General features: G+C 38.1%; 12 protein-coding genes, 1 pseudogene and 2 riboswitches. Of the genes and pseudogenes, 4 read left to right on the top strand and 9 right to left on the bottom strand.

Annotated elements, in window-relative coordinates; genetic code table 11:
• Positions 1-54: 54 nt before the first annotated feature.
• Positions 55-1323: an MFS transporter gene (locus ACE38V_RS05920; RefSeq protein WP_375840283.1), complete on the bottom strand. Its 1269-nt coding sequence runs from the start codon at positions 1321-1323 to the stop codon at positions 55-57.
• 53 nt (positions 1324-1376) lie between these two features.
• A complete protein-coding gene (locus ACE38V_RS05915) occupies positions 1377-2696 on the bottom strand; it encodes an alkaline phosphatase family protein (RefSeq protein WP_375840282.1) in 1320 nt (439 codons plus the stop codon).
• Positions 2697-2861: 165 nt separating this feature from the next.
• On the opposite strand from ACE38V_RS05915, the gene ACE38V_RS05910 reads away from it, so the two are divergent.
• Positions 2862-4133 (top strand): MFS transporter, encoded by a 1272-nt coding sequence (locus tag ACE38V_RS05910; RefSeq protein ID WP_375840281.1) that lies wholly within the window; start codon positions 2862-2864, stop codon positions 4131-4133.
• 133 nt (positions 4134-4266) lie between these two features.
• Positions 4267-4366, top strand: a riboswitch (purine riboswitch).
• Between the two features lie 121 nt (positions 4367-4487).
• On the top strand, positions 4488-5777 hold the full coding sequence (locus tag ACE38V_RS05905; protein ID WP_375840280.1) for an NCS2 family permease: 1290 nt from the start codon (positions 4488-4490) through the stop codon (positions 5775-5777).
• Between the two features lie 81 nt (positions 5778-5858).
• Here ACE38V_RS05905 and ACE38V_RS05900 read toward each other — a convergent pair.
• Both ACE38V_RS05900 and ACE38V_RS05895 read right to left on the bottom strand, forming a co-directional pair.
• Positions 5859-6023, bottom strand: a pseudogene (locus ACE38V_RS05900) (oxalate decarboxylase); the annotation flags it as partial.
• A 28-nt stretch (positions 6024-6051) separates the two neighbouring features.
• Positions 6052-7386, bottom strand: coding sequence for a 5'-deoxyadenosine deaminase (locus ACE38V_RS05895; RefSeq protein ID WP_375840279.1), 1335 nt, complete (start codon positions 7384-7386; stop codon positions 6052-6054).
• Positions 7387-7462: 76 nt separating this feature from the next.
• A riboswitch (purine riboswitch) is annotated at positions 7463-7563 on the bottom strand.
• A gap of 329 nt (positions 7564-7892) precedes the next feature.
• Here ACE38V_RS05895 and ACE38V_RS05890 point away from each other — a divergent pair.
• Positions 7893-9113: an MFS transporter gene (locus ACE38V_RS05890; RefSeq protein ID WP_375840278.1), complete on the top strand. Its 1221-nt coding sequence runs from the start codon at positions 7893-7895 to the stop codon at positions 9111-9113.
• Between the two features lie 46 nt (positions 9114-9159).
• Here the strand turns inward: ACE38V_RS05890 and ACE38V_RS05885 are convergent, their stop codons facing one another.
• The 4 genes from ACE38V_RS05885 to ACE38V_RS05870 all read right to left on the bottom strand — a co-directional run bounded on the left by ACE38V_RS05885 (position 9160) and on the right by ACE38V_RS05870 (position 13637).
• Positions 9160-11097, bottom strand: a complete 1938-nt coding sequence (locus tag ACE38V_RS05885) for an FtsX-like permease family protein (protein ID WP_375840277.1) — start codon at positions 11095-11097, stop codon at positions 9160-9162.
• Complete coding sequence (locus tag ACE38V_RS05880) at positions 11087-11848, bottom strand: ABC transporter ATP-binding protein (RefSeq protein WP_375840276.1); 762 nt, start codon at positions 11846-11848, stop codon at positions 11087-11089. Before ACE38V_RS05880 ends, ACE38V_RS05885 begins: the two co-directional genes overlap by 11 nt.
• 96 nt (positions 11849-11944) lie before the next feature.
• A complete protein-coding gene (locus ACE38V_RS05875) occupies positions 11945-12949 on the bottom strand; it encodes a sensor histidine kinase (protein WP_375840275.1) in 1005 nt (334 codons plus the stop codon).
• On the bottom strand, positions 12942-13637 hold the full coding sequence (locus ACE38V_RS05870) for a response regulator transcription factor (protein WP_375840274.1): 696 nt from the start codon (positions 13635-13637) through the stop codon (positions 12942-12944). The genes ACE38V_RS05875 and ACE38V_RS05870 overlap by 8 nt, the downstream gene beginning before the upstream one ends.
• 316 nt (positions 13638-13953) lie before the next feature.
• On the opposite strand from ACE38V_RS05870, the gene ACE38V_RS05865 reads away from it, so the two are divergent.
• On the top strand, positions 13954-16086 hold the full coding sequence (locus ACE38V_RS05865) for a peptidase M6 (RefSeq protein WP_375840273.1): 2133 nt from the start codon (positions 13954-13956) through the stop codon (positions 16084-16086).
• 371 nt (positions 16087-16457) lie between these two features.
• Here ACE38V_RS05865 and ACE38V_RS05860 read toward each other — a convergent pair whose 3' ends face one another.
• Positions 16458-17636, bottom strand: coding sequence for an ABC transporter substrate-binding protein (locus ACE38V_RS05860; protein ID WP_375840272.1), 1179 nt, complete (start codon positions 17634-17636; stop codon positions 16458-16460).
• Positions 17637-17991 lie beyond the last annotated feature (355 nt).

Genomic DNA, 17991 nt, shown 5'->3' with positions numbered 1-17991 from the left:
TAATTATAAAAGGATTGGCTTTCTTATATTCATTTGAAAACAAATATATTTCCTCTACACCATTTCTGCTTTCCCATCCTCTTTAGTTTCCGGTACAAAAACAAGAATTACAATGCCAATGATAAAAAGGATAACTAAACTAAATACTCCCATGTTCGATTTACCGGTAATTTGTGCAGTTGCTCCTAGTAATAGCGGTCCCATGATGGAAGCGAATTTCCCAAATATATTATAAAAGCCGAAGAATTCATTCGAGTTCTTTTTAGGAACTAGCTTGGCAAAATAGGAGCGGCTTAATGCTTGAATTCCTCCTTGAGAGGTGGCAACGAGAATGGCCAGAATCCAAAAGTCTAGGGTTGTTTTAAGAAAATAGGCATAAATACACACCATAATATAAATAATGATGCCGACATAAAGCATTTTCTTTCCTGAAAATCGATCGGCTAATTTTCCATATAAAAAAGCAAAGGGGGCAGCTATGATCTGTGTTACAAACAGGATGATAAGAAGATCAGTGGAACTAATTCCTAAGTCTGTTCCATAAGCGGTTGACATTGATATAATCGTACCAACTCCATCAATATAGAAAAAATAGGCGAGGAGGAAGAGAAAAAGGGCACGGTATTTTCTAATTTCCTTAAGTGTTTTGGAAAGACGCTTAAAGCTATTGCGAATAGGATTTGCTTCCGGTTTGATATAGTGATGCTGGTGAACGTTTTTGAGGATAGGAATGGTGAATAATCCCCACCATAATGCCGTAATGAGAAAGGCAATAGAGCTTGCGGTCGTTGTTGAGATTGCCCAGACTTTGTTTTGAGAAAGAATGATGATCGCGATACTGATCATAAACGGAATTGTACTGCCAATATAGCCTAAACTATACCCTTGTGCGGAAACGACATTCATCCGCTTTACTGTGGTGACATCGACAAGAAAGGCATCGTAGAACACATTAGAGCCTGTCGACCCAATTGTAGTGAAGGTATAGCAGATTAGTAAAAGGAGCCATTGATTACTAGGAATAATGGCAAGAATAGCCGTTCCTACGACACCAAGGGCAAAGAAAAAGGCGAAGAACTTCTTCTTAAAATTTTGATAATCTGCTATTGTTCCTAAAATGGGACCCAGAATTGCAAGAATAAACGTAGCGATCGCGACAGTATAGCCTAAATAAGCAGTTGAATGGCTGAGACTGACACCAGCATTGGTAGCAGCAGCCTTATAATAAAGTGGAAAGACAGCCGTGGTAATGATAATCGAGTAGGCAGAATTAGCCCAATCATAGAAAATCCAACTTTTCTCCTCTTTTGAGTAAGGCTTCATGAGTATTCCTCCTATTATTCTATTGCTTTGATATTATATCGGAGAACAATCCTTCAAGTGGCTTTATCGTAATCAAGTAATTCTTCGAGAATTCTCCCATCTGTGTTTTCAAGTTGAAAACCTAGTAGGCGAGCGAGTGTTGGACCTTCATCAATAAGACGCATGGCTGGAAGGAAGATGTTTCGTTTAATCCCTTTTCCCATAGCCATAAAAATCGTTGTGTAATTGTCCTTTTCAGGAGAATAGCCGTGACTAGCGAGGGTATAGCGCTTTTCACTGAGATCCTTTTCCGTAATCTTATCAATAAACTCACCTTGCAGATATTCAGTAAAATAATAATCCCTTTGTGCTTCTAGGATAAAGAGGGCATTTTTATCAGCTCCCCTTTCAATGACATCCTTATTTGATAAAACTTTTTCGATCCCATTGGTTTTATCCTTCATAAGTTCTTCTAGAAGATGAAGAATCTTTTCCTTTGAATCGTCATCTTGTTCATCTTTTAGATAGATATAGGCTGAACCATCACAACTCTTACAATAAGCCTTCCAGTCGAGCACTTTTCCTTTTTCATTTACTTGAATAAGTCCCATTTTTTGAAGAAGGACGTTTGGTTTAATGGCATGTGATTCATCAAGTGCACTGTGGTCACCAAGCGCGATAATGGTTGTATGTTCATCAATTCCAGCCTCTTTTAGTGCCGTGAAAATCCTTCCTAATCGGTAATCATGGCGTTCAATAGCCGCGAATGCTTCATTCGAAGAAAATCCATGATTATGTCGTTGCGTATCTAAATCGGTAAAGTGGATTAATAATAATTGGGGCTTTTTCGATACAATCGTATCAACCGCTGCTTCTAGGACAAAATGGTCTAATTCGGGTTGTTGAAGGCCATTGCGAATATGCCCGAATTTACGCTGCATTTGGAGCTGAAAAAGTGGACTCCCATTGCAGAGTGAGACGGGAATTTGATGGTGCCAAGACCGGTTGGCAAAGATTTCTGGCATGTTATAGTCAATCTTAGCCTTTGCGGTAACTGGCCATAATAAAGCGGCCGTTTTCATCCCTCTTTTTTGGGCCTCATCATAAAGGATCGTTCCTCTAATATATTTGCGCTGCCAATACCAATCAGGAGAGGATTTCCCTGGCTGCAAAAGGGTGTTATTGATGACCCCGTGACGATTAGGATATTTTCCTGTGACGATGGTTGCGTGGCATGGATAGGTCACGGACGGATAAATCGTTTCGACATTCCGACAGTATGCTCCTTTTTCCAGCAACTCTTTAAAATGAGGGAGCGTCGAGAGAATGGGAAAATCCAAAGCGGAGAGGCAGTCAAACGAAATGACAATTAAATAGTCGGTAAGTCGATTCATCAGAACCTCCCAATAAATGAAATTTGGTTATGCATCTTGCTTTATTTCATTATATGACATTTTTATTTTACTAGAATTCCCAATATCGGACAAAGCAAAAAATAGAAAAAATTCTTTAAAATGGAGTATAATGGTGGAATATTAATATACAGGGGTAGAGTTCATTTGGATAAACAGAATAGCAAATATCGATGGGTTGTTTTTGGAACGGTCCTCTTATCGTATTTTTTTATTGTTACGCAACGAACTGCGCCAGGATTAATATCCGATCAAATCATGAAGGAATTTCATGTTACTGCAGCAACGATTGGATTATTAACGAGTATACAGTTTTTTGCCTATGCAGGCTTGCAAATTCCTATCGGGATATTATCAGATCGGTTTGGACCCAACTTTTTCTTAATTGTCGGGACATTTCTCAATGGAGTTGGTACCATTATTTATAGTCTAGCTCAGAATGAAGCGATTCTTCTCGTGGCCCGCTTATTGGTTGGGATGGGGGATGCAACGATTTGGGTTAATATAGTTCTCATTTTAAGTGGCTGGTTTAAATCAAAGGAATTTGTTGGCTTGCTTGGGATTGCAGGGATGAGTGGAAGCTTTGGGTTTCTGACGGCGACGGTTCCCTTTTCCGCTTGGATTGCCTTATCTGGCTGGAGGACTCCTTTTTTGATTGTCGGCCTTATTTTATGCCTTTGTGGACTCCTTCTTTACTATGTTCTAGTGAAGAAATCAAGGGAGCTTTTCTCGAGTTATTCGGAAAAAAAGGTTTCATCTGAAAGGATACAGGATAAAGACGAAAATTTATTAAAACGACTATTTTCGAATCGTCAGGCTTGGGCAACCTTCTTCTGTCATTTTGGTCTTGTCGGTACATATGTCGGTTTTATTGGCTCTTGGGCCGTTCCATATGGGATGCATGTTTATGGAATGACACGTTCCGCAGCAAGTCAATTAATTATGGTCGGTCTGATTGGGGCGATTATTGGGGCACCGCTGACCAGTTGGATTTCCGGTCGATTTTCTTCCCTTAAAAAGCCATATATTGTGGTGCATATGATTGTTTTTCTTAGCTGGTTAGGGTTTCTTCTTTTTAATGGGAAGCCTCCGGTATATTTGCTTATCCCCTTTTTCTTCTTCATTGGTTATGGGAATGGCGCAAGTGCCTTAACCTTTGCCGTCGTTCGCGAATCGTTTGCTCTGAAGGAGGTAGGGGTTATTTCTGGATTTGCGAATACGGGTGGATTTTTAAGTGCTGTGTTATTGCCTAGTTTATTTGGGAAAATATTGGACCATTATCATCTGCAAGCGAGTGTCATTGGGTATCACTACGGGTTTATGATTCCAGTATTATTCGCCTTGTTAGGATTAATGGGAGGAGTTCTTATTAAAGAAAAATCTCAAAGGGACAAGAGGACAAAGGAAATCTCTTCCTAAGTACTGTGTGATTCATTCGTATTTTTGTTCAATAATATAATTTGAATCATGATTAATCGTTATAATTTATCGAATAACCGAACGATAGAGATTGACACAAATTAAATATTCGGCTATTATTAGTTCCGTTATCATAAATCAAGTTAAGTTCATTCGTATATTCTTGGTGATACGGACTGAGAGTTTCTACAAGGAACCGGAAATTCCTAACTACGAATGGGGAGCTTCGTCTACCCATTCGTAGTTAGGAATTTTTTTCTTTAGAATGAGCTAAAATCTCTAGTTCTTGTTTAACTGGGTATACTAGTACCAAGTTTTCATAAGGCTATGGAGTTTTTCTTATAAGGAGGACATATGGAACGTTTGTTTAAGCTACAAGAATTAGGAACAAATATGAAAACAGAAGTTTTGGCGGGGCTTACAACCTTTTTAACCATGGCATATATTATTGTAGTGAATCCTGCAATCCTTTCAGCCGCAGGAGTACCATTTAATCAGGTGTTTGTTGCAACGATACTTGCAGCGGTGATTGGAACAGCTGTTATGGCGTTTTCCGCGAATTATCCGATTGCCATTGCACCTGGAATGGGGATGAATGCTTATTTCACAAGTGTTGTCGCTACACAAGGCTTAAGCTATCAAATCATTTTTGGCGCGGTCTTTTTAGCCGGGATTCTTTTTCTTTTATTAACCTTTACTAAGCTTCGTGAATTAATTATTGAATCTATTCCGGATTCTTTAAAGTATGGAATTGCCTCTGGTATAGGTTTATTTATTGCTTTTATCGGCTTAAGAATGTCTGGAATTGTAGTTGCTAATAAAAGCAATCTTGTTGCTCTTGGTGATTTCCATGAGCCCGTAACGATCTTATCGATTATTGGAATTTTTATTACGCTTATTCTTAATGCTCGTAAAATCAAAGGGTCCTTGTTTATTGGCATGCTGATTACAGCCATAATTGGTTATTTCATGGGCCTCCTACATTTCGATGGTATTGCTTCTGTTCCACCATCGATCAAGTTTTTTGATTTAGATATTTCTGGAGTATTTTCTCATTCTTTATATACAGTGGTTTTTGCTTTTCTACTTGTAACGATTTTTGATACGACCGGGACGATTATTGGAGTGGCCGAGCAGGCTGATTTAATTAAGGATGGTAAACTCCCAAGAGCAAAATCAGCTCTTACGGCAGATGCTATTGCCACAACCATTGGCTCTACCTTGGGGACGACGCCAACGACTGCTTATATTGAATCTACATCAGGAGTTGCCGCTGGTGGGAGAACGGGTCTTACGGCTTTAGTTGTTGCGATTCTTTTCCTCATTTCATTATTTTTATCTCCACTTGTATCAGCGATTTCCGGACTTCCTTCGATTACAGCTCCAGCGCTAATTATTGTTGGTAGCTTTATGATGGAAGGCTTAGCGAAGGTGAATTGGAGAGCATTTGATGAAGCTTTTCCTACCTTTGCCGTGATTTTAACGATGCCATTAACGGGAAGCATTGCAACCGGAATTGCGATTGGCTTTATTACGTATCCAATTATTAAATTGGTCAGTGGAAAAGGGAAAGACGTTCATCCAATCATCTATATTTTTGGAGTGATTTTCTTAATCCAAATGGCCTTCTTCCCGAACCATTGATAGGGGAGAATAGAAAAATGAAAGACAGACAATTTGATTCATTGTCTGTCTTTTTCTTGTCTAGGAAAGTAAGAAAAACCAAGGTATTTGACGACGGAGAGACAACACATCTTTTGGCGTATGGGCAAACCAATCCGTATTGGTGAAGGTATCAAATTCCGAGAAATTTCCATCATCAAAAGCAAGTAAAAATTCGCAGCCTTTTTCTAGTCCCTGAATGGAATGGGGGATACCGGGTGGAAAGTACTATAAGTCACCAGATTGCTTTATCCTTTTAATGGAGAATGGCCGCTCTTTTTAACAATCTTTTGATTGAAATATTCGCTTCCTTTAAAATGGTGGGTTTATGGATGGTCCTTATTTTTTTGTTTTCCATGATGATTCGGCCATTAATAATAGTGGTTTCGACATCGGCTCTAGTAGCAGAATAGACAATACGTGAAATAGGATCAACACCATAAGAAGGATAAGTATGGAAATCATTTAATTGTAAAAGAGCCAAGTCAGCTTTTTTTCCCACCTCAATACTGCCAATCTCTTTCTCCATGCCAACAGCCTTTGCCCCACCAATCGTGGCCATTCTAAAGACTGTTCTCGTATCCATTGCTGTCGGTCCATGCAGTGGTTTTTGAATGAGGGCAGCCAGTCTCATCTCATTAAACATATCCAGATTATTATTACAGGGGGCACCGTCAGCTCCAAGACTTAGTGATACATGGTTTTTCAGTAATTCAGGAGTTTGGGCAATACCCGATGCTAATTTAAGATTGGAGCCTGGACAATGGCTAACATGAACACCACGGTCTCGGATAATTTGCTGTTCTTCTTCATCGAGCCAAATACAATGGGCTAAAATCAGCCGGTCATTGGCAAGCCCTAAATGGTCTAGGTAAACAATATTTCTCATGCCGGTTTCTTTTTCCACCACTTCAATTTCGCTGAGATTTTCTGAAGCGTGGGTATGAACCTTAACCTGGTATTTATCAGAAAGCATTTGTACTTCTTTTAATAATTCTTCTGTACAGGAAATGACAAATCTGGGTGAGAAGGCATACTGAATTCTTCCTTGATCAAAATGGTTCCATTTCTCGAGTAAGTCGACGCTTTCCTGAATGGAGTTCGCCGTTGTTTCCTTTAAACCAGGAGGAACGTCCTCTCCTTTATCCATCATTACCTTGCCAGATAGAGCTCGAATCCCGCTATCTGCAAGTGCTCGAAAAGCATATTCTGTATGATGGACGGTTTCCATATCGACAATCGTGGTGGTCCCGCTTTGAATGAGTTCTCCTAATCCGAGCATGGCTGAATAATAGATGGACTCTTCGTCATGTGCGGCTTCTAGAGGCCAAATTCTCTTTTTTAACCAGTCCAATAACTCTAAATCATCCCCTTGACCACGGAAAAGGGTTTGGCAAAGATGGATATGTGTTTGGACGAATCCGGGAATAACCATCTTTCCCGTTGCATCTATCACTTTATCAACTTTTTCCGGATGCAAATCAACACCCAATGCCTGAATGGTGTCATTGACAATCCATATATCCCCACGAAATATTTCTTCAGCAGCATTCATGGTAATGATCTCAGCGTTTTTAATCAGTAAATTCATATAATACCCCTCTCAAGTCATCCCGCAATTCTTTTTGCCCATTGAAAAAAGCCACGAGAAAAAAGTTGCGGAAAAGATTTAGCAAGCTTTTTTTCGTAGCTAGAAATTTACGGTTTCTATGTAGAGACCCTTAATCCAGATTATTAAGGATATACGAATGATTGATTATTCACTTTGTTAAAGTGATTATAAAAAAATCATCATGTTGTCACAACAAAGTTGTTAGATGATCTAACAATGGAAATTCTTAAGAACATTATACTCCAGTTAACAAATATAGGGGAAGGAAATAGTTTGGAATAGATATTATAGTAATAAAATTTTTATTGAATAGAATTGAAACAATTATTGAGTGATTGGAAATATTTGACATAGAAATTTAGTCCTTTTTGAGGGGAGAATACATTTATTATAAAAAAATGTTTAAAAAAAATATATGCAGGCAATTTTGATTTAGACCTAACCATTTCTTTTATAAAATGAGCAAATGAAAGAGGTAATAAAAAATGGAGATTGATAAAAAGAAAGGGTATTTTATGTTGACCATACTTTGGCTAGCATATGTTACTTTTGCGATGAACTGGGTTGCCGGATCGTCTTTAACCCCACAAATAATGGAGACATTCTTTCGTGGCCCTGTGGATCCAGTTATTTCTCAGCTCGTCAATTACTCCATTACGACAGCTCGGGTATTTGCGAATATTTTAGCAGCTGTCATCATTATGAAATTGGGACCCAAAAAAGCTGCAGGAACGGGAATTGGTCTCCTGATAATGGGATTGGTCGCGATTTACCTGCCAAACTATTGGGCTTATACCATTGCTCGGATGGTTATGGCAATTGGAGGTTCCATGGTCATTGTCTATATGAATCCTGTAGTTGCTCATTATATTTCCAACTCAAAGGAAAAAATGAGAATCAATGCAGCTAATACGGTTTCCTATAATGTTGGTGCTTTTGTAGTCGCCGTTCTGTTCACACTGTTTTCAAGTCAAATGGTTGAAAATTGGCGTTTGACCTTAACCTTTTTTGCCTCCCTTACGTTATTTTTATTTGTTGCATGGATATGGAAGGCGGAGGATTTTCAAACTCGGGAAGTGACGGGAGAACAAGCAGAGAATTATACGTATATGGACGCCTTAAAGGATTCCTTTCTTTGGCGCTATGGAATTGCATTTGCTTCCTTCTTAACTTTGTACGTTTTATCGCTTGTTAGTTTTAAAACCGTTTTTGACCAATATACGCGATTAGATGGCTCCGTTACAAACCTTCTGATTTCGGGATTTGCAACGGTTGGCACATTTGCTGGAATTTATATTGCCAACAAAGGGTACCCGCGGAGAATTTCCTTGATGATTGTCGGAATAGTCATGGTGTCAACCTTTACCTTGACCTTACTATTTGCCAATTCCAATCCATTACTGGCTTATATCTTTGTATCAATATCCGGATTCGCCATGTTTACGCAATATCCAATCTTTTTAAATCTACCTCATGAGTTAAAAGGAATGAATCCGCAAAGATTAACCGTGATGTTTGGTCTCTTTTGGGCATTGGCTTATGCAGGACAAACGATTGCAACGATTATTTGGAGCTATTTATTAGGATCGGCTGGTTATGTACCATCCATGATTTTCTTTATCGCTTTTTCCAGTATTTACATTTTCTTAGTGGCAACCTTCCCGGAGACCCGTCCAGCTACGCTGGCAAAGAAAAAACTTGTTTAGGAAAACTGACAGGCAACCCGCACATTATATCGGGTTGCCTGTTCGATTATAAAGCTTCCTTAATGACTCTTTTATAATAAAGAACCGAAAGGATGCCAAAAATGGAATATAAAGCAGTATATAAAACCATGACAATAATCATCGGTGTCCAAAGCTCTGTACCAAAAAGGAACCACCCTGATTTTACTGCAAAATAGCCATGAAGGAGTCCGACAAGTAATGGGATTCCGAAATTAAAGATTTGTTTGCCTTGAATTCCGAGAATGAGATCTTTTTGTGTAAACCCCAGCTTCCTAAGAATGGTATAGTTCGGCTTTTCCTCTTCACTTTCATCCATTTGCTTAAAGTAGAGAATACAGCCGGATGTGATCAAGAAAGTTAAGCCTAAAAAGCCAACAATAAACATCATAAGCCCCATAGTGTTTTTTTGATGATTACTAATTTCAAGGCGAGATAAGTTTGTAAAACTGTCTTCCAAATGCATTTTTTGAAAGATGCGGTTAGCTTCTTCAATTTTTTCACTATCCTTCATATTAAAGCCAATAAACAGAGTGGCCTTCTTTTGAATGGATGGCTCAAAATCCTTCTTAAGTTGATTGAATATCGTTTCATCTACGATGGCAACGGGCTGTCCAAAGTAGGTTGAGATGACATAATCCCTTTTTAGTCCTAAATAATGAAGGGATTGAGTTGTCCTTTTCCCCTTTATTTCGATTTCTCCAGAATCCTTAAGAGATAAAAATGCTTTAACCGAGTCGTCAAAACCAGTGAAAATGATATCTTTTGGTGAAAGGTTGATTCCTTTTACTTCCTTATCACTGATAATCGGAACGATGGCCTTTTTAGGATTGAGATTTATTTCTTTTAAATTCGTTTCAACAATGGATTCAATGTCTGCATGCACTTGAATCACATCAATGATCTTTTCCTGATAAGCCAAATTTTGCTTGTCTAATTCCTGTTTAAATTGCTGCGCCAATTCTTTATTCGTGAAAGAGAAATCCGCTGCTACCCGGCTTTCTGCTAGTCTTTCAGCAGAATAATAGGAAATATAGCTTAAGGACAGTAAACCAATGGCTAAGCCGGAAACCGTTGTAATAATCGTTAATAGTAAGGCGTTCGATTTCATCCGGAACATAATGGATGAAAGGGATAGAACTTCCTTGATGCTAAGATAGCCATCTTTCCTTTTCCTAATCATGTGAAAGATAAAGCTGACTGAACCTTTATAAAATAAGTAGGTCCCAATGATAACAGAGGCAAGTATCCCCACCATGACAAATGTAAGTTGATGTAAGGTTTTAAAAGCCCCATCAAATAATTTTGAGGAAATGAAATACCCCGTTATAATCAGGGCTAAACCTATGATTCCAATGATCACTTCAAATGGAGAAATTCTCTTCACCCTTGTTTCTGTTGATGAAAGAACTCTAAATAAGGATAAAATGCTTTGCCTTTTGATAAAGAGAAAATTCATCAGCATAATAAAGAGATAGATAATACAAAAAACCAATAATGATTGTATGAGGGCCTCTGAAGAAAAATGTAATCTAGCAACCGCTTGAACTCCGGTAATTTTGTATAAAATCATGATGATTAGCCTGGAAGCAGAGAATCCCAAGAAAACTCCAATAATCAAAGAGCCGAAGTAAAGGAGGAAACTTTCTACAGAGAGAATGGCAAATATCCTTCCTTTGGTCATCCCAATCAATTGAAATAATCCGATTTCTTTACTGCGCCGTTTAATAAAAATGGTATTCGCATATAACAGAAAGATGGCAACGATTGCTACAAGAAGAACGGAAGCCGCTCGAATAGCTGCTGCCCCCTTAATGCTTCCTTTTGCCGCATCCATTGATGGGTCATATTGCAAGGTGACAAAAGCAAAATAAAGGGCTACTGAAAAAATTAAGGCAAATACATAAAGATAGTAATTCTTGATGTTCTTTTTCAAATTACGGAAGATGAGATGATTAATGCTCATTTTGCACCCCACCTAATACACTTTGAGTACGCATAATGTCCTTAAAGAAGGTTTGTCTTTCTTCTGTTCCTTTATTTAGCTGAGTATAGATTTGTCCGTCCTTGATAAAAATAACGCGATGGCTGAAGCTCGCAGCAACCGGATCGTGGGTCACCATAAGGATGGTTGCTTTTCGTTTTTGGTTTAAATCACTGATTTTATTGAGTAGATCCGATGCTGATTTTGAATCTAATGCTCCGGTTGGCTCATCGGCAAAAATAATACTAGGCTCATGGATGAAAGCACGAGCTGCAGAAGTTCTTTGTTTTTGACCTCCGGAAATTTCATTAGGATATTTATCTTTGACATCAAAGATCCCTAATTCATTTGCTAAAACCTTGAACTTTTCATTTGCTTCCTTTTTAGAAGTTTTGGTAATAGATAAGGGTAAAAGGATATTCTCTTTGACGGTTAAGGTGTCTAAGAGGTTATATTCTTGAAAGATAAATCCCAAATGGTGTTTACGAAATTCGGCTAGCTGCTTTTCTTTCATCTGGGTAATCTCGTTACCTTCAATTTTAATTGTCCCGTTACTTACTTTATCAATGGAGGAAAGAAGATTTAAGAGGGTAGTTTTCCCGGAACCGGATGCCCCCATAATGCTGACAAATTCTCCTTCGTCGATTCGAATATCAATTCCTTTTAATACTTCTTCTCTATTAAATTTATTTCCGTAGCTCTTATGAATTTTATTTGCTTCTAATATACTCATCTAAGCCTCACTCCTTTTTCTCTTTCATTATAAAAGTCTTCCTCTTCTCTTTCCTTCGATTCTCCGAACAATTAATGAAGGCATGTGACATTCACGTCACATGCCTGTAATCGAAACAAATTCATTTCTTTTTGGAAGAGTGAGGATAAAGGTTGTTCCTTGCTGAAGCTCAGATAAGACCTCGATATGAATCAACAAAGCCTTTGCAATTTTTTGCGTTAAATATAATCCCATTCCAGTTGCAGCTGCATCCTGATGCTTGGTTGTAGAGGTAAAGCCTTTCTCGAAGATGCGCGGCAAGTCCTTTGGATCAATTCCTCGCCCAAAGTCTTTAATCATTATCCTTGTTTTTTCCTCCTGTTTTTCGCTTTTAATGAGGATGGTTGAGGCTTCGCTATATTTTATGGCATTAGATAGGATTTGGCGGAGCATAAAAGCTAACCATTTTCCATCACTATAAATGACATTTTCCTCTAGTTCAATATCAATGCCAATCCCCTTTTGAATGCACCAAGATTGTAATGTCTTGATTTCTTTAAAAATTAAAGGCTTTAATTCAAGCTTTTCGATATATAAATCATTCTCTATAAAAGGAATGCGCTTTTGGTGCAGCTGCTGATCGAGAAGGAGATGAATCCGTAGCCATTCATGGGCAAGCTGGGCCTTTATTTTTTCGTCTTCTATACGGTCAATGATTAAATGTAACGTCGTTAATGGTGTTTTCACTTCATGAATCCAAGATAGAAGTTCATCTTTTTCCTGCTCAAGCAATAATAAGTTTTCGGAAAGAAGCTGTTTTTGTTTTTCTGCAAGACTCGTTATCCCTTCCTCAATGATTTCCTCAAAAGGACTATTCGCATTGGTGATCGTTGTGATATCGAGGCCATTCTCCCATTCAAGAAAATTTCTGTAAAATTTCGTTTCTTTATGATAGCGAGTGATAAGGAAAAAAGAAAAAATAAGCATTGATAAAAAGACACTATAAAGGATGGGTAAAAAGGGAACGGCAGAATCAATATAAGCAATAAAGAGACTAAACAATTGCATAAAGAGAAAAAGAAGAATCCAGCTCAGTCTTTCTCTTAAAAAGGTTTTAATCATAAGAGTGAACCTCTTCCATTGCCATATATCCCTGCCCAACCTTTGTCTCGATGTAGTGGCCTAAGCCGATTTCATCCAGTCTTTTTCGCAAACGATTGACATTAACGGTTAGGGTATTATCACTAATAAAACGCTCATCGTCCCATAAGCTCTTAATTAAGGATTCACGACTGACAATTTTATTTTTTTGCGTAATCAGCTCTTTTAATATAAAGATTTCATTCTTTGTCAGTTCCACTGTCCCGGATTCATTAGAGACGGTATTTTTCTCATAATCAATCGTGGCTCCACTCCAGGTTTTAAGCTGGATTTGATCGGTGTTGTAATTATAGACGCGTCGGAGGATTGCCTGGATCTTCGCAATCAGTACATCAAAATGAAACGGCTTTTGCACATAATCATCCGCTCCTAGCTGCATGGACATGACGATATCAGAAGGATGATCTCTAGAGGAGAGAAAAAGAATCGGAACATGAGAATGAGCGCGAATCATTCGACACCAATGAAAGCCATCAAATTTAGGTAATTGGACATCAATAATCACTAAATCTGGCTTAATCGTGGAAAATTCCTCAAGAACTTTACTAAAATCATGAATCCCATAAACATCATAGGACCATCCTGACAAGCGTTCCTTTATCTCCTGAAAAAGAGTCCTATCATCTTCAATTAACAACAGTTTAAACATCGGAATCATCACTCCGTTCTTTCACTTATCTTAAATTTTACAGGAAAAGTTTTCTAGAGGCTAGCACACATCTTCAACTATTACCTCTACTCATCTTTTCAAAAGAATTTAGAAGAAAATTTGTTATATTTAAAAGAAATTTGTCAAAGGGAGAAGCAAAAATGATATTTTTAAGAAAATTTTTCATATTCCCATCGAAATAGAAATAATCTTAGCAAAAAAGGGCTGAATTTGTATGATTTTCTTTGTTTATTCTGAATTTTCCCTATGTTACTATTATTTCTAAATATAGTAAGTTCGAAAGGAGAATAAACTTTTGAAAAAGAAAAAACTACTAGCTATTCTATCTGCAAGTGTTATCACTCTTTCTCTTATAGGGTCACCTTTACTAGGAGAATCAAAAGCCAAAGCAATTACCGCTCAGAATTGGAATGTGGAGAGGTATGGGGACCGAATAGATATTGATGGTCAGTTGAATCAACTTTCCAATGATTCTTCATTTTTGCATCAAGCGGATAAGAAAATTGAGGAGGAAGCTAAACATATTCAATTTGATGAAGAGGAAGGAACGAATACTGCAGCAAATAGCAGCCAATTTACATATAATGGGCCAACAAAATATTTTTTAAATCGAAATCTAGCATTTAAGTCCTTTACTCTCCGAAGCGTAGGGGAAAACATAGAGGTGTGGGTAGCGGATGATTTGTCCTTCCCAAAGGGTGATCCTCGACCTCCACAAGTAGTGACTCAGGAACAGGTGGATAAGCTGCGGGATGAATTTGACGGCAACATTTACCCAAAAGCAACATCATTCTTTGGCACACCGGATGTTCATGATGGTTCAAAATCTCCCCTAGCAGGAGTGAATGTTCCAGCAGGCTACTATGAAGGAAGTGACAAGGTCATTATGCTTGTTGATAATATCCAGGATGAAAATTATGATGATCCTACCTATCCTTTTTTTGTGGCGGGATTCTATTGGCAGACACTAGAAAACTATATTGATAGAAATATTATTACGGTTGATACCAACAGTTGGGATACGCGATTAGAATCAACGTTCTTTGGGACAACTATTCATGAGCTTCAGCACCTGATTCACGCGGATCATGATAGTGCGGAGGAAACATGGCTGAATGAGGGAATGTCAACTTTTGCAGAATTTCTTGGAGGATATGGACATGATGAGGGTTCGATAAATTTCTATCTCGACCATCCGGAAAACTCTCTAGTTAATTGGGATGATCATTACTCAGCTGCTACAGGGCCTGAAACCATTGCTGACTACGGACAAGTCTATTTATTCGTATTATATATGTATGATCAATTAGGGAATGATTTCATCCGTGACCTTGCCTTAAATAAAGAACAAGGAATTAATAGCATTAATGAGGTGCTTAAAGCTCATAAATCAAAACTCGATTTTACGAAACTATATCAAAACTTTATTACTGCCGTTGCAATAGATAGTGATCGTGTTGGCAATGGTGTGTTTGATATCGATCATATCGATCTTCGTGACCTTGCTGTCGATAATAATGGAACGAAACGGGGAATGACCATCAATTATGATAAGGCACTAGAATATGAAAAAGAAGGAGTTCCGGCATGGGGAGGGGATTTTAAGGCCTTAGATTTTAAGGATAAAATTCGGAGTATCTCTTTTGATGGCGTTGATTTTCTCCCAACTCCTTGGAAGTCTATTGTGGATCCGAAAGATGCAAGCAATAAAGTATTATGGGGAAATGAGGGGGATGAGGCAGATAATTCCGTGGTGCTAGAAGCCGATCTTTCAGCAGTCGATAATGCAACCTTGAAATTTGATCAGTTTGTTGATATTGAAGAGCAATGGGATTTCGGTGTCGTTCAAGTTTCTTCTGACGGCGGGAAAACCTGGGTAAGCTTAGAAAATGAACATACACGGAGTGATGTCGACCCAAGCGGCTATCCGAAAATTCAAGAAAATGTTCCGGGTTTTACAGGACATTTCGCTGATTGGCAAAAAGAAACATTTGATTTAAGTGCTTATGCCGGAAAGAAGATATTAATCTCCTTCCGTTATTTGACGGATTGGGGCTATAATGATTCCGGTTGGTTTATTGATAATATTGAAATACCAGAGATCGGGTTTGCGGATCATGGAGATTCAACTGATGCTTTCAAATCCTTGAATGAAATATTCAGCCAATACGTGAATTACACTGTTACCTTTATAAACGAAAAAGAGGTGGGAAACAAGAACGGGGAAAAGACGAATTACAAGGTCATTACCGTTGATCCATTTAATGTGACGGATAAGGATGCTTTAAGCTTAAGACAGGCTTTTCAAGATGGAAAGAATTATATGATTACCACATATGCTGCACCAGTAGATGATAAAAACCCAGTTCAATTTTCATACGAGGTTCATTTGAAAAAAGATCAAGTAAAAAAGAAAAAACATAGATGATAAAGTGAAACTTCCATCAGTGGGGGTTTTCGACGCACAGGACGTGTTAGTGCAGACGTTGCGACAGGACGCGCTTTTAGTCTGTCATTCATCCCCCACCGATGGTTAGTCACGCAGAGCCTGATTGATTTTTCTAAGGGCTGAAGCCCAAAGAAAAATCTTATTTCACTTATCACGCTCATAACGCCACGTCCTGTGGCTTCGCCTGACTAGGACCTCCTGTCCGTCGTCGGACCTTTACGGACAGTTGATCTCCCACTTATCTTCTTCGTATTCTCAGAATCTTGAAGTGGGAGTCAAAATGTCCGTTAAGAGTGGGACAAAAAAATAGTGAAATGGGGTTTTTATTTCCCCATTTCACTTCATGGATGTTATTCCGGATTAACCTTGGTGTTAAATACTTGTTTTCCGTCTTTATATTCTAGAACCGTTGCAGATTTAATCGGATTGTGATCCTTATCAATAGAAATGACTCCTGTTACAAGAGATAGATCCTTTGTTTTGGCAAGGGCATCTTTAATTTTGCTTGGATCGGTGCTACCAGCACGTTTGATTGCGTCTGCTAAAAGATAAACGGTGTCATAACCAAGGGCATTAAAGGCATTAGGTGAAGCTCCGTCATTCTTTTCTTTGAATGCTGTCACAAATTTCTGAATATTTTTATCGGGGTCCTCAGAAGAATAATGGTTCGTAATATACGTATTATTAAGGGCTTTTGCTCCAGCTAATTCTACTAGCTTAGGAGAATCCCAACCATCAGCACCCATAAATGGCACATTCAGTCCTAATTCACGAGCTTGTTTAATAATTAATCCAACCTCTTCATAATATCCAGGGATAAAGACATATTCAGGTTTTTTAGATTTGATTCGGGTTAAGGTAGAACGGAAATCTGTATCCTTGGCCATATATGCCTCTTCTGCTACAACCTCTCCACCAGCAGCCTCGAAAGTTTTCTTAAAGGAAGCGGCTAGACCCTTAGCATAATCACTTGCACTATCAGCAAAAATAGCCGCCTTTTTAATTTTTAATGTATTATAGGCAAAATTAGCAGCAACTGTACCCTGGAACGGATCAATGAAGGATGTACGGAAAACATATTCGTTTAATTTTCCATTATCTCCAACGGTTACGTTTGGTGCAGTTCCAGAAGGAGTTAATAAAACGGTTTTATTATCATTCGCAATTTGGGCTTGAGCCACTGTATTTCCACTTGTTGCCGCCCCAATAATTGCCGTTACTTTATCCTGACTTGTTAGTTTAATCGCACCATTTGTTGCTTCTGCTGCATCTGATTTATTATCAACCTTGACGACATCAAATTTCTTTCCGTCAACGCCACCGCTTTTATTGATTTCGTTCACGGCTAAATCAATTCCTTGAGAAAGGGATTCCCCGTAAGAAGCGACATTGCCGGAAAGTTCTAGGTTTACTCCGATTTTAATCTTATCACCGCCTCCTCCAGAGCTGCTATTTGCTCCTGAACAGCCGGCTAAAATACCAGTTAGTAATGATGAAGCCACGAAAATTTTAGTAAGTTTCTTTTTCACTGCGACAATCTCCTTTTTCTGATTTTTCTGACACATGTATTTGTAGATTCGTGTCGGCTCCTAATAGATTAAGTACGGATGAATATTATTGTAAAACAATATTTTGTACTCGTCTAGAATAATATTTTTATATTATGATATTTCAGAATTTTTTGCAATGTCTTATTTCATTTCTTTAATAAATTGTTTAATTTTTGCAACGTGATGGTGATATTTAGGCACAGGATTGAGAGAATGAAAATTATTTATATTTTTATTTTTAACAGTGAGATAGATATTGTAAAATATTTATTCCATTTTTTTACTTTATTATTATTTTTACACAAGGGTGGGGCTTAAGCGAATATTGTCAAAA

The organism is Cytobacillus sp. Hz8, from assembly GCF_042263505.1.
Taxonomy (GTDB): domain Bacteria; phylum Bacillota; class Bacilli; order Bacillales; family Cytobacillaceae; genus Bacillus_BE.
This window is presented reverse-complemented; position numbering and strand designations above follow the sequence as displayed.